The organism is Yersinia aleksiciae (assembly GCF_001047675.1).
Lineage (GTDB): Bacteria > Pseudomonadota > Gammaproteobacteria > Enterobacterales > Enterobacteriaceae > Yersinia > Yersinia aleksiciae.
On the sequence record NZ_CP011975.1, the window covers coordinates 1,139,948 to 1,152,911 of the forward strand.

A 12,964-nucleotide genomic window follows, 5' to 3' on the forward strand; every position below is an offset into this window, starting at 1 on the left:
CTAATTACCGCCGATAAAACAAAGGCGCCTGCTTAGGCGCCCTTATTAATTATCTGCCGTTTAAACGGAAGATCAATCCCACCAGATATCAAATAGCTCACTGGTTTCTACATTTTTCAGCTTGCGAGCTTCTAGCCATTTAGTGACCAATGCACGATGCTCGTCAGTGCAGTGACCGATCTCTTGCAAGCAAATCAGACCTTCCCACTGCAAATAGCCACTGCCATCAAATGCCAGACCATTGGCTTCAATGACTTCATCGATAAAAGCATCGACAGTTTCATCAATGACATCAACACCGGTTCCTTCAGGGAAGGTCCACTTTACCGAGAAACCTAATTCCTGGAACTCGGCGATATGCATTTTCTTACGTAAGCGACGACTACGATTGTTAGCCATTATTCTTTCCTCTCAAACATCAGATCCCAAACGCCATGTCCCAGACGCTGGCCACGTAATTCAAATTTTGTCAGCGGACGCGAGTCCGGACGAGGTACATAATCATTTTGTTCTGAAAGGTTGCGGAATGCATTCACACCTGACATCACTTCTAACATATGTTCCGCATAATGTTGCCAGTCGGTGGCCATATGGAACACGCCCCCAACTTTCAATTTACTTCTCACCAATTCAACAAAAGGTGCCTGGACGATACGGCGCTTATTATGGCGCGCTTTGTGCCATGGGTCGGGGAAAAACAGCTGAACCATATCCAGTGAAGCATCCGGAATCATGTTTTCCAGCACTTCAACGGCGTCATGACACATGATCCGCAGGTTGCTGAGGCCAGCTTCGTGTGCTGAACCAAGACATGCCCCGACACCCGGAGAGTGAACTTCTATCCCCAGAAAATTCTGCTGTGGGTTGCTAACCGCCATAGCCACCAGCGAAGTACCCATACCGAAACCGATTTCCAATACCACTGGCGCTTCGCGGCCAAATAGAGCGTTTAAATCAACCGGCGTTGCCTGATATTCCACGCCCATCACCGGCCAGTAGCTATCCAACGCCAGTTGTTGGCCCTTGGTTAGGCGCCCCTGACGGCGAACAAAACTACGAATACGGCGCATGGCACGGCCGTTTTCATCAAATTCCGGGGATATGACGTCATTTATCATGGTGCTTTCTGTCTGTTGGTTGCGTATATGAATGCGCATTATGCAAAGATACGCCAGTTTATCAACTATGGACGTCATAAGTACAAAATTAAGCAGTAAATAACCTATATATGCCCAATCAAGTCAGTGATTCGGGTGAGTGAGTACAGCTAACACCGCTGTAGCTTCAAGTACGAAGGGCTCCCCAAAGTAATTGGAGTTACAGCAAGGCAGCCAGCGAATGAATCCCGATGAGCTGACTCAAGTCAGTGATTCGGGTGAGTGAGTACAGCTAACACCGCTGTAGCTTCAAGTACGAAGGGGGTTTACAGCGCTGGAACTCTATGCTGCAATCCTGCCCTACTTATTTATCTGCCGGATATCGATACCTGCTTATGATGCAAGCGCAACAATTCGCGCACGCGGTACTTGATTGGTACCAACGCTTTGGCCGCAAGACATTGCCATGGCAATTGGATAAAACACCTTATCAAGTGTGGTTGTCAGAAGTGATGTTGCAACAAACTCAGGTTGCGACTGTCATTCCCTATTTCCAACGCTTTATGCTGCGTTTCCCTGATATCCGTGCTCTGGCCGCCGCGCCGTTGGATGAGGTTTTGCATTTATGGACCGGGCTAGGTTACTACGCTCGTGCCAGAAATTTACATAAAACAGCCCAAACCGTGGTTGAACGTCATCAGGGCGAGTTTCCTACCACTTTTGACGAAATACTCGCACTGCCGGGTATTGGTCGCTCAACAGCTGGTGCCATATTGTCCCTCGCTTTAGGGCAACATTTTCCTATTTTAGATGGCAACGTCAAACGAGTGCTGGCTCGTTGTTATGCTGTTGAGGGATGGCCCGGTAAAAAGGAAGTCGAAAGTCGACTGTGGCAAATCAGTGAAGATGTGACTCCCGCCAAAGGCGTAGGCCACTTTAATCAGGCGATGATGGATTTAGGTGCAATAGTTTGCACTCGCTCTAAACCTAAGTGCGAACTTTGCCCACTGAATATCGGTTGCATGGCTTATGCTAACCACAGTTGGGCACGCTACCCAGGTAAAAAACCCAAACAGACAATACCGGAAAAAACCGCCTATTTTCTGTTGATGCAAAACGACACTCAAGCATGGCTTGAACAGCGCCCACCAGTGGGTCTATGGGGTGGGTTATTTTGTTTCCCGCAATTTGCTGAGCGAGAAGAACTTGAGCGCTGGTTACAGCAACAAGGTATTTCAGCAAGTGGTTTGCAGCAACTGACGGCCTTTCGTCATACCTTCAGCCACTTCCATCTGGATATTGTTCCGATGTGGTTGAATGTGGGATCAGTCCGTGGATGCATGGATGATGGTGCAGGTCTCTGGTATAACTTAGCACAGCCACCTTCAGTTGGACTGGCCGCCCCAGTTGAGCGTTTATTGCAGATGTTGGCTAAAACAGAATTAGCGAAACAATAACGGGCAACAGCGCCATTTACCCAAACTGCTTTATTTGACGATAGTCATAGATGAGGATTTAGCATGAGCAGAACGATTTTTTGCACGTTTTTAAAGAAGGATGCTGAGGGACAGGATTTTCAGCTGTATCCGGGTGAAATAGGCAAACGTATTTATAACGAAATCTCAAAAGAAGCCTGGTCACAATGGATAGCTAAACAAACCATGCTAATTAATGAGAAAAAACTCAGCATGATGAATGTGGCGGACCGCAAGCTATTGGAGCAGGAGATGGTCAACTTCTTGTTCGAAGGGCAGGACGTTCATATTGAAGGTTATACTCCACCGAGTAAATAACCACGTGGGGCCTCCGCGGGTCCCGCTGTTATCCTCTAAATAATTCGAGTTGCGGGTAGGCGGCAACAGATCGCATTGCCAGGATGCTTTAAAAATAAGTGACTGGGATGAACGAAAGTAGCTAACACTCGGGCAACTTTAAGTATGACGAGGATATTCCTCATCAAGATATGGCTTTTAAGATGAAGAAAATTTTAGCTTTGCTGGTAATTGCACCATTGTTAGTGTCTTGCTCAGGCAATAAAAATCAGGCAGATAGCGAAGTCTTTATCAAAGACACGAACGGTTTTGAGATTTTAATGGGCCAATTTGCCCACGATATTGAAAATATTTGGGGATTAAAAGAAGTCTTAATCGCGGGTCCGAAAGATTACGTTAAGTATACGGATCAGTATAAAACCCGCAGCCATATCAATTTCGATGCCGGTACGATTACGGTTGAAACTATTGCCACGACCGATCCGGCGGCTCATTTGCGTCAAGCGATCATCACCACATTATTGATGGGCGATGATCCTGGCTCGATCGATCTCTACTCTGATGCTAACGATATTCAGATCAGCAAAGAGCCTTTCCTCTATGGGCAGGTGCTAGATAATAATGGCGAGCCGATTCGCTGGGAATGGCGTGCAGCCCATTTTGCTGATTATTTACTGCAAACCAGAATGCAAAAACGCACCTCTGGCCTGCATGTTATCTGGTCGGTAACGTTGCAATTAGTACCTAACCATCTGGATAAACGAGCTCATAAATATCTGCCACTGGTGCGGCAATCAGCTGAACGATATGGTGTCGAAGAGTCATTGATTCTGGCAATAATGCAGACAGAATCGAGCTTCAACCCCTATGCCGTTAGCGGTTCTGATGCGCTCGGCCTGATGCAAGTCGTTCAGCATACTGCAGGGCGAGATGTATTCAAATTGAAAGGCAAAGGCGGTCAGCCAAGCCGCAGCTATCTATTTGATCCAGCAAATAATATCGATGCAGGTACTGCATATCTGTCAATTCTGCAAAATACCTATTTAGGTGGTATTCAAAATACGACCTCACGGCGTTATGCCGTTATTACCTCTTATAATGGCGGTGCAGGTAGCGTATTACGTGTGTTCCACAGCGATAAAAATCAAGCGGTGAATATTATCAACAATATGGCACCGGGTGATGTATTCCAAACGCTAACCACTAAGCACCCATCCGGTGAATCCCGCCGTTATCTGGTGAAAGTGAACAGCGCGCAGAAGAGCTACCGCCGCTATTAGTTTTAGTGGGGCTTGATAAATAAAACTCAAATGGCACAGTTCGCTGTGCCATTTTTTATGGAAAAATTGTGATCAGAGAATAATAGTGCGCTATTGGGTCGTGGAGGGTTTATTTATGCCGTCTTTTTATCAGGCCGGATAGCGATAAAACATGAGCTAGACAGCCGATACACTGATCGGCTGTCAGTTTGCTGCTATTACTGAGTAATAACGTAACCAAAGATACGTCGCCACTCCACATCACCTTTTTCGATATAAACGCCCTGCAATTCTGGAGAAAAGCCCGGCAATAGATTAATGCCCTCTTCCAACGCCAGGAAATAACGCTGTACTGCCCCTCCCCATACTTCGCCAGGCACCACACACAATACGCCCGGCGGATACGGCAACGCACCTTCAGCAGCAATGCGTCCTTCTGCTTCAGCAATCGGAATCAGCTCGATATTATCGCGGATAAACTGGATGTTGGCGTCTTGCGGGTTCATGACAACCTGCGGGAAGCACGCTTTACGGAACATCTCTTTTTGCAGTTGTTTAACGTCAAAACTGACATACAAATCATGCATTTCTTGGCATAACTGGCGCAAAGAATAACCGCGATAGCGCGCTTCATTCTTACGGTATATCGTCGGTAATACATCACAAAGCAGTGCATCTTGCTCAACGTAGCGTTCAAATTGTGCCAACATATCAACCAGATGTGCCATTTTTGTTGGATTTTCTGCTGGCGTTAGCAAGAACAGGATCGAATTGAGGTCGCACTTTTCCGGCACAATGCCGTTTTCACGCAAGAAGGTCGCTAATATCGCAGCGGGAACACCAAACTCAGTATATTGGCCCGTGTTGGCATCAATGCCGGGTGTCGTCAGCAATAACTTGCAAGGATCAACCAAATACTGATCTTGGTTATATCCTTCAAATCCATGCCAACTTTCATTAGGCACAAAATTAAAGAAACACGCATCATTGGCAATAATCTCAGTATCGTAATCTTGCCATTTTTGACCACCGACGAGCGGAGGAATAAAAGGCCGCAGCATTGAGCAGCGCGCTAATAATGACTTGCGAGTTTCAATACCCAGCTTTACGCAATCCATCCACATACGGCGGCCACTATCACCAGAATGTATTTTGGCATTAACATCCAGTGCGGCGAATAATGGATAGAATGGACTGGTCGAAGCATGCAACATAAACGCATTATTGAAACGCTTATGATTACAGTGCCGTTTTTGCCCCTTAATGTGGTTGTCTTTTTTATGCACCTGTGAAGTCTGGGAAAAACCGGCCTGCTGCTTGTGCACTGATTGGGTCACAATAATCCCAGGGTCTTTTTCATTTAATTCCAGCAATAACGGCGAGAAATCCTTCATCATCGGAATAAATTGCTCGTAACCAACCCATGCGGAATCAAACAGAATGTAATCACATAAATGACCAATACTATCAATCACCTGACGTGCATTATAGACAGTACCATCATAAGTGCCCAACTGAATGATCGCCAATCTAAATGGCCTAGCCTCTTCTGCTCGTTCAGGCGCAACTTCACGCAATTGCTGGCGTAAATAGCGCTCATCGAAACAGTGGGCATCAATGCCACCAATAAATCCGAATGGGTTACGAGCCGTTTCTAAATAGATCGGTGTCGCCCCAGCCTGAATCAGTGCGCCATGATGATTAGATTTATGGTTATTGCGATCGAACAATACCAAATCCCCACGGGTCAATAAGGCGTTAGTGACCACCTTATTAGCAGCCGATGTGCCATTTAGCACAAAGTAGGTTTTATCTGCATTAAACACCTTGGCCGCATATTTTTGCGCATCTTTGGCCGCACCTTCGTGGATAAGCAAGTCACCCAATTTAACATCGGCATTACACATATCTGAACGGAAAATTGTCTCGCCATAGAACTCAAAAAATTGGCGACCCGCTGGATGCTTACGGAAAAACTCGCCCCCCTGATGTCCTGGGCAAGCAAAGGTTGAGTTTTTCATCTCAACATATTTTTTTAGCGTTGAGAAAAAAGGCGGTAACAGATTTTTTTGATATTCACTGGCGGCAGCTTCTACCTGCGCATTGTAGAACCCTTTATTTGCCTCACCCAACGTGATGACACCTTTAATAAAAGGCAAATAATCTGCAGACACCGTCTGTTCTGACATCACAGCAATAAAAGTGGGAATAGCAAAACCGAGCTCATGCAGCCTCGATAATATACCGGCATTCGCGTCTTCAACCGACATCACCACGGCGGCAACATCAGTAAAATCAGTTTGATTGAGGTATACCACACCGCGCTGAGTTTCTATATAAGAGGCCAAACGGGCGCTTGTTGCTATTTTTAATAGTGTCATATCACTTACTCTCAAACGGTCAGGTATGAGGCTGCCACTTGGGCATCTAGATGACATTACATTGGTGCACAACACAATGTAATGCCGGTAAATTGATGCCTTTACACACGCACTTTTCCCCGGCGGAAGTGTGAGCCTGAATGATAGGTGAACTGGTTTCAGCACCGACCAATAAACATCAGTAAAATCAGAGGATTTTCTCTATTTTTAATAATGCCTAACAGTGGGCAACAGATAGCCTTACCGCATGGAAAGAATGAGGGACTTAGCAGAGGTACAGCAGAAAAGAGTGCGCATAAGGCGCTCAATATGCATTGGGAAGTGTAATAGTGCCATGACCGCCTCCTATTTGAATTTTCGAAATGAGATCGACTATAAGCATGAATACTAATGCTAAAATTTGCGCAATAGTTGCATGTTTTATCTATTGAGGCAACCCTTGGAAACCAATAAAAATGCACATTTAGTGAATATCTAAGCTATTGTTATTTAACAAACTAAGAAATAATAAATTGATAAATCAATCAGATAAAACATTTCATTACGATACTAAAAACGGGTGAATTTATATCTTTTTAACTATTTTTGCATGAAAATAGAGCAACTGATCGCCTTTACATCAGAAACTCATTGACGATTTGGTACCAATACGGTTTAATGCGCCCCGTTGCCCGGATAGCTCAGTCGGTAGAGCAGGGGATTGAAAATCCCCGTGTCCTTGGTTCGATTCCGAGTCCGGGCACCACTATTTAAAGAAACCAGCCTAACAGCTGGTTTTTGCTTTCTGGCGTTTGGACTCTACATCGAACTGCGTTCGATTATTCGCCCTGCAAGCAGGACTCACCCCTTCGGGGCCGTCGCAAGCGACGTTCAACACCGCTTCGCGGGTTGTCCGAGTCCGGGCACCACTATTTAAAGAAACCAGCCTAACAGCTGGTTTTTGCTTTCTGGCGTTTGGACTCTACATCGAACTGCGTTCGATTATTCGCCCTGCAAGCAGGACTCACCCCTTCGGGGCCGTCGCAAGCGACGTTCAACACCGCTTCGCGGGTTGTCCGAGTCCGGGCACCACTATTTAAAGAAACCAGCCTAATAGCTGGTTTTTTGCTTTCTGGCGTTTGGACTCTACATCGAACTCCGTTCGATTATTCGCCCTGCAAGCAGGACTCACCCTATCAAACCTGTGCGGTATGCTCTCCTTTCACCAAATAATATTCCTACTGGACGTTAGGAGATGGGGCCAGCAACGCATACCGGTTCAGCAGTTGGCTAAACCGGCTGTCTATCTGCTGGCGCAGTACTGAGGATGGAGTTTGCCCTGACGCGGACTGCTCCTGATACTGCCGCAGCAGTTCTTCCAGCGGTAAGGTTTTTGCCAGCGGCTGCTGTATCGCAAACACTACCGTTTTCAGCTCCGATACCGTCATATAGCGTCCCTTCTTTTCATCCAATCCATTCAGTCGCTCCGCCAGTTGCCGTAAACGTTCTTGCGCCAATGCATAGTGTTTCAACTCGAGCAATGGCGCAGCACCGGCTTCTCGCTGTTGTTGCCACAAAGTGCTCAGCCGTTTGACCTCTTGACTGGCGGGCCACAGTTGTTGTACCTGAGCTAACAGCTCATCCCCCCGCATTTGTGCCCATAACGGCGGTAACATCGCCAGTTGATCCAATTGTGAACCACTGGCTTGCAGCACGGGTTCGGCCAAGTGCGCCCACTCGGCATCTGAAGCCTGTTTTTTCAGTTCATCGATCGATTTAGTGCTCAGCGTTGTCGGCAAAGGACGGGCATTAGCGAGCAATGCTTCCCGCACAGGATTAGATGACATCGACTGCCAGATATAGATGCACGCCGTCATCAGCACAGCCATCAACAGTAAACCGGCAACAAAACCGTGCCCAGCCTTCCAGCGCGGCGGGGACGGCGGGGATAACGCGACCTGAACACTCGGCGGGGCCGGTTCGTTGACAATATAGACGAGTGGAGCGCTGGTTGCAGCCGACGAAAATGTCGGCTGTGGCTGTCGTTGTGGTTCAGTGATACCTGCGTGTCGTGCCTGAACAGTCAACCGGTCTGGCGTATCAGAATCTGCCTCAGCACTTTCCAGCCGCAGTGCGGCGTTATGCAACATCAGGCGAACCCCATCCAATTTACTCAGATGCTTGAGTTCCAGTGTTTGCAGCTGCGTACACAGTTGCTCCAGTGCACGTTCTGCACGATAAACCTGTGCTAAGTCGCCGTAACACAGTGTCATGGTACGCCAGACCTGTTGCAACCGGTCACTCAACCAGGCCAATAACGCCACTCGGGCATGTGTTTGGGGTGGCCACAACACACTCCATTGATGAGACAGCAAACCCGCCAGCAACTCCAGCCCCTCACATAATCCCGCTATCCCAGCAATGTGAGTACGCGCCAGGGTAAAATCTACCGTAGTCTGTAACTCAACTCCATTTTGGCGAAACAGCGCCAAACAAAGCTGCTCAACCCGCGCCCAGTCAACATCCGGACGGGCGGGATGATGTAACTTGCCGATTTCGTTACGTAGTGCACTAAATTCGGCAAAGTGGCGTGGGTCATCCCCGGTTTTTAGCGTACTTTCAGTATTAAGTTTCATGGTTTGTCTTCCCTGAACAGGCCTTAAAATGAGTCGCCCGGATTGAGGTAGTGTTGTTGCTTAAGATGGCGCATCAGCACCCGGCCTTCTGGCATAAACGCGGTGCCAAAGTGCACCAGTCCGAACTCTTTCAGCTCGGCATCAATCCCATATTCCAAATGTCCTGGCGTGGATTGTGGTAGTAGCACCACGCTGAGGCTTTTCAGTCGTGGCTCATACTTCAGCAAAGTGTCAGAGAGTGTGGTCAGCAGTGAGTGTGCGGTGCCGGGCATCCCTTGCAGGATTTTGCTCATGTCCGGCAGGCCGTAATCCGGCAGATGGCTGAGTGTCCCCGCCCGACAATTGAGAATACGCTGCATATTATCCAGCACCGACATAACCACCTGATTTTCCTCGCTCACCTGATGGAGATCGAGGCCACCGGCTACGTTGCCAAACAGCATTTCATAGAGCGAAGGCTGGGGCATCTTACTTATCCTTCAGGGGTAATAACGTCATGCCATGATTATTCAGTTCAATCTTCCGGGCCTTGTCAGGGTCGAGGTCGTCACGGCTCAGCACCACCCGCCAGGTGTTGTTCGCGATATCAGGTGCCAGAAACATACCTGCAACAGCCACATACTGCGCTTTTTCATCCAGCGGTACATCAATGGACACGGCAGCCCCCGGACGAATACGGATATCTTTTTCGGCAACCAGATCCGCTTTTATCGCCTGGCTGTCCTCGGCAAATAAAGAGGGATAATCGGTGCCATCAAACGTTTTGCGGTCCTGAAGCTGATAGATGCGCACTACCGTGGCCAGTGGGGCCCCTGTCGCATTGTTGTTTACTGCTTCCCGTGCCTGTATATCCAGATGCAGTGTTTTCACCTGCTTATAAAAAATGGATTTTGTCACGGCGACGGTGCCGTCACTCACTTTCTGGGTCAGCCCACAACCACTCAGGGTGGATATTATGACCAACATCAGTAATGCAAAAGGTGTTTTACCAGCGGTAATCGCCATGTTCATCGGTTTCCCTTCGGTGAAGATTTTCCTGAACACGCTGATAGCGGCCCAGATTAATTGTGATCATTTCAGTGTGGGTCGGTATCGTTAAAGCGCTACGCTGCGTTCGCATCACGGCGGTTCTGCCTAACAGAATACCGGTGCTTTTCGGCTGGCAGGAGAGTTGGGCATCGGGCAGCAGCGCGCGTAACACCGACAGTTGTAAACGCACATGCAGCCGTGACCCCAGATACACCTGCAATAACGCCAGCAAATCGGTGTGCAACTGCCCGCCGGGCAGCCACTCGCGGGCTTCATCGGGGTTATCGGTCTTCAGTTGCAGTAATACCTGGCTGTTAACATCCACCGCGTGACTGCCCATCACTGGGCTGTTGTTCATGCTGATGGGGTAGCGCGCACTCATGGCCAATGGATTACGCAAGGGGATACGGCAGCGGTCATGGGCTATCACGTGGGCTTCTGTTTCCGGTGCCAGCAACTGAACCAGCGCCATAATGCCTTCGCTGGTCCGCGTGGGCAGCCGCATCATGCTGGTTAGCGCCAGAAAGCGGGATACTGGCGTGGCGATATTCTGTGCACATCCCTCAATACCCAAACCACAAAGGCTCAACAGGTATTGAGAAGTTTTATCCGTACCGCCGGGCGAAAAGCTGGCCGGATAAGAGTACTTGCGCCAAATGCGGTAGTACTGCGTCGTCAGCCGGTGATTGAAGATATCCAGAAAGTCGCTGACCGCCTCATACCCTTCCCTACGCTGAGTAATATCGTCGATATACGCGGTAGGCAGCGGCGATTCCACGCCATACAGCCCCATAAAGGTGGTGCGGATGGTCGGCGGCAGGTGTGGATGTTCGGGTATTTCCACCCGTTTAAATTCACTGGCCGGAAAACCCATGCCCGGATGGGGGCGAAATCGCACCGGATCGTGCCTGACCTGCCAGTGGCTGCCCAGTGGGGGCGCATCCGGCTGGCTTTGCTCCAGTAACTGGCAGAAACGATAAAACTGGGTATACGGCAGTTTATCCCACAGTTGTTCGATTAGCCGGGCAGACGCTGATTGTGATTCTCTTTCCATCGGATACATTTCCCGGCAGGCTGAACGATAAGGGTGAGCTGATTGAACAGATGAATGTCAGCATAAAGCGCAAAGAAGCGGTTGAGCATCTCGCCGAACAGGTGAATGTCGCCTTCACCGGTAAAGCCGTTGCCATCCAGTGTCACTTCAATGTCGATGCCCCGCAGCAGGAAGCCCTTTTCAAACCGCTGAGTCTGGTGGTGCTGCACCTGTTGAATGGCATCAAGACGGCGATTATTCAGTTCATCCCCCTGCCAGTTGTACAGTTCCAGCGTCCCACGCAGCACTTGTGCACTGCTCATCAGGTTGAGGTAACTTGAGCCCAGATGGCTCAGCACTCGCCACTGGAAGTGGTCTTCTGCTGGTGGATAAGACGGCAGCGTCGGCTTGCAGAGATTGCGCACTTTCAGCGGCGTCTGTAACACCGCTTCGCAGCGGTCCAACAGCGTGCTCTGTAACGCTTTGCGCGGTAGCTGACCATTGGTGCCGGTAATTTTCAGTGATACCGCCTCACGGGTGAACCGTCGATCCGCTTCCCACTGCTGGCCGCCGAGGATCAGCCAGGTATCGTGCAGCCCGGTCACCCCCCGTTTCACCCGAGTATGGAAATAGCGCTCTGGCGCATGGCGTCTTTGCATCCCGCCGCGATGGCGAAAACTGGTAAAAGGGACATAGGTGGCATCGGATGTCCGCTGCGAGCCGGTCACCGTGTCCACGGAATAAATTTCGGTGTGCCCATCCTGCAAACGGCGCGGGCGCAGCATATACTCACTTTCCAGTCCATTGATGGTCAGTGGATCCGCTTCCAGCGAGAACAGGTTAACCACCGGCACACAATGCAGATGCAGCGCGTCATCCCTGACCGGCAGGTCACTTTGCCACTGGCAGTCAAACACCACTTCGATATCAAACCAAGTCATTCCCGCCGGCAGCGTTACGGTTTCCAGCCCGTTCAGATGCACAAACATAAACTTCTCGCGGAAGGTGAAGTATTCCAGCAACAGTTGATAACCGCTAAATGCGCTTTCGCCTTTGGGCCACAGTAGGTCTTCGTCTGCAAAACCGCCGGGTGAAAACCAGCCATCCAGTTTTATTCGGTCAGCCTGATTGGGCAGACGCAAATAGAGCGCGGCCTGACGCCGAGTCAGTGCCAGATGTAACGCACTGCTGACCGGGGCGTCTCCCGCCAGATAAAAGCACAGGCGACGTAAATCCACCTGTGACCAGTCAGCCTGAGGGCTGCATGCTAATCGCAGACGCAGCACCGAGCGGCCATCCGGTTCCGTTGCCATCACCACGGTTGAGACAGCGAGTGGGTTGAGTACCATCTCGCGGGTGGTTCGGTACTGGCAGACGGTGTTTTTCGGCCCTATTGGCCGGGAATAGACTTCCATTCCTACGGGCACGGTTTCAGCCATTTTCATCGCCGGGACATCGGGGGTCAGCGAAACAATGGAGAGCGAAGGAATGGTGCGCAGATAGTGCGGCCACAGCATGCTCACCAGCCCTTCGGTAAACTCCGGCAAGTCGTCATCAATTTTTTCGCGCAGCCGCCCCATGGAGAAGGCAAAACCTTCAAACAGGCGCTCTACGTAAGGGTCAGGCGTACCGGGTTTATCCAGATCTAACATCGCCGCCCGGTCTGGGTGAGTTTGGGCAAACTCTTTCGCCGCATCGCGCAGATAGCGCATTTCAGCATCGTAATAACGCAGGGTAAGGTCTTTCATCGTTTTCTTTTTATCAGGATAGGGTTATCG

Annotated in this window: 11 protein-coding genes and 1 tRNA gene; 4 read left to right on the top strand and 8 right to left on the bottom strand. The window is 49.5% G+C overall.

Features of this window, described 5'->3' with window-relative positions; all coding sequences use genetic code 11:
* Positions 1 to 72: 72 nt before the first annotated feature.
* Together ACZ76_RS05355 and trmB are read right to left on the bottom strand one after the other, a co-directional pair.
* Positions 73 to 399 carry a YggL family protein gene (locus ACZ76_RS05355; RefSeq protein WP_032815284.1) on the bottom strand — a complete coding sequence of 109 codons (327 nt, stop codon included), beginning with the start codon at positions 397 to 399 and terminating at the stop codon, positions 73 to 75.
* Positions 399 to 1,118 carry a tRNA (guanosine(46)-N7)-methyltransferase TrmB gene (gene trmB, locus ACZ76_RS05360; protein ID WP_048620195.1) on the bottom strand — a complete coding sequence of 240 codons (720 nt, stop codon included), beginning with the start codon at positions 1,116 to 1,118 and terminating at the stop codon, positions 399 to 401. The genes ACZ76_RS05355 and trmB overlap by 1 nt, the downstream gene beginning before the upstream one ends.
* Positions 1,119 to 1,441: 323 nt before the next feature.
* On the opposite strand from trmB, the gene mutY reads away from it, so the two are divergent.
* The 3 genes from mutY to mltC all read left to right on the top strand — a co-directional run bounded on the left by mutY (position 1,442) and on the right by mltC (position 4,149).
* Positions 1,442 to 2,554, top strand: a complete 1,113-nt coding sequence (gene mutY, locus ACZ76_RS05365; protein WP_048617486.1) for an A/G-specific adenine glycosylase — start codon at positions 1,442 to 1,444, stop codon at positions 2,552 to 2,554.
* 63 nt (positions 2,555 to 2,617) lie between these two features.
* Positions 2,618 to 2,890: an oxidative damage protection protein gene (locus ACZ76_RS05370; RefSeq protein WP_004876892.1), complete on the top strand. Its 273-nt coding sequence runs from the start codon at positions 2,618 to 2,620 to the stop codon at positions 2,888 to 2,890.
* Between the two features lie 182 nt (positions 2,891 to 3,072).
* Entirely contained in the window at positions 3,073 to 4,149 is a 1,077-nt protein-coding gene (mltC, locus tag ACZ76_RS05375) for a membrane-bound lytic murein transglycosylase MltC (protein WP_048617488.1), read from the top strand.
* A 197-nt stretch (positions 4,150 to 4,346) separates the two neighbouring features.
* Here mltC and speF read toward each other — a convergent pair whose 3' ends face one another.
* Complete coding sequence (speF, locus tag ACZ76_RS05380; RefSeq protein ID WP_048617490.1) at positions 4,347 to 6,509, bottom strand: ornithine decarboxylase SpeF; 2,163 nt, start codon at positions 6,507 to 6,509, stop codon at positions 4,347 to 4,349.
* A gap of 669 nt (positions 6,510 to 7,178) precedes the next feature.
* Here speF and ACZ76_RS05385 point away from each other — a divergent pair.
* Positions 7,179 to 7,254 (top strand) — tRNA-Phe (locus tag ACZ76_RS05385).
* A gap of 472 nt (positions 7,255 to 7,726) precedes the next feature.
* Here the strand turns inward: ACZ76_RS05385 and ACZ76_RS05390 are convergent.
* From ACZ76_RS05390 to tssF, 5 genes are read right to left on the bottom strand one after another with little or no spacing between them, the layout of a single operon-like run.
* On the bottom strand, positions 7,727 to 9,124 hold the full coding sequence (locus ACZ76_RS05390) for a VasL domain-containing protein (RefSeq protein ID WP_048617492.1): 1,398 nt from the start codon (positions 9,122 to 9,124) through the stop codon (positions 7,727 to 7,729).
* Positions 9,125 to 9,147: 23 nt separating this feature from the next.
* Positions 9,148 to 9,591, bottom strand: coding sequence for a type VI secretion system baseplate subunit TssE (gene tssE / locus ACZ76_RS05395; RefSeq protein WP_048617494.1), 444 nt, complete (start codon positions 9,589 to 9,591; stop codon positions 9,148 to 9,150).
* A gap of 1 nt (position 9,592) precedes the next feature.
* Positions 9,593 to 10,129 (bottom strand): type VI secretion system lipoprotein TssJ, encoded by a 537-nt coding sequence (gene tssJ, locus ACZ76_RS05400; protein ID WP_315969267.1) that lies wholly within the window; start codon positions 10,127 to 10,129, stop codon positions 9,593 to 9,595.
* Positions 10,110 to 11,216 (bottom strand): type VI secretion system baseplate subunit TssG, encoded by a 1,107-nt coding sequence (tssG, locus tag ACZ76_RS05405; protein ID WP_048617498.1) that lies wholly within the window; start codon positions 11,214 to 11,216, stop codon positions 10,110 to 10,112. Before tssG ends, tssJ begins: the two co-directional genes overlap by 20 nt.
* A complete protein-coding gene (tssF, locus tag ACZ76_RS05410) occupies positions 11,171 to 12,934 on the bottom strand; it encodes a type VI secretion system baseplate subunit TssF (RefSeq protein ID WP_048617500.1) in 1,764 nt (587 codons plus the stop codon). The genes tssG and tssF overlap by 46 nt, the downstream gene beginning before the upstream one ends.
* Between the last annotated feature and the right edge of the window lie 30 nt (positions 12,935 to 12,964).

Bases quoted from the DNA above. Each gene is read 5' to 3' on its own strand.
- mutY (WP_048617486.1), top strand. From the start codon at position 1,442: ATGCTGCAATCCTGCCCTACTTATTTATCTGCCGGATATCGATACCTG.
- tssF (WP_048617500.1), bottom strand. From the start codon at position 12,934: ATGAAAGACCTTACCCTGCGTTATTACGATGCTGAAATGCGCTATCTG.
- ACZ76_RS05355 (WP_032815284.1), bottom strand. From the start codon at position 399: ATGGCTAACAATCGTAGTCGTCGCTTACGTAAGAAAATGCATATCGCC.
- tssG (WP_048617498.1), bottom strand. From the start codon at position 11,216: ATGTATCCGATGGAAAGAGAATCACAATCAGCGTCTGCCCGGCTAATC.
- trmB (WP_048620195.1), bottom strand. From the start codon at position 1,118: ATGATAAATGACGTCATATCCCCGGAATTTGATGAAAACGGCCGTGCC.
- tssE (WP_048617494.1), bottom strand. From the start codon at position 9,591: ATGCCCCAGCCTTCGCTCTATGAAATGCTGTTTGGCAACGTAGCCGGT.
- speF (WP_048617490.1), bottom strand. From the start codon at position 6,509: ATGACACTATTAAAAATAGCAACAAGCGCCCGTTTGGCCTCTTATATA.
- ACZ76_RS05390 (WP_048617492.1), bottom strand. From the start codon at position 9,124: ATGAAACTTAATACTGAAAGTACGCTAAAAACCGGGGATGACCCACGC.
- mltC (WP_048617488.1), top strand. From the start codon at position 3,073: ATGAAGAAAATTTTAGCTTTGCTGGTAATTGCACCATTGTTAGTGTCT.
- tssJ (WP_315969267.1), bottom strand. From the start codon at position 10,129: ATGGCGATTACCGCTGGTAAAACACCTTTTGCATTACTGATGTTGGTC.
- ACZ76_RS05370 (WP_004876892.1), top strand. From the start codon at position 2,618: ATGAGCAGAACGATTTTTTGCACGTTTTTAAAGAAGGATGCTGAGGGA.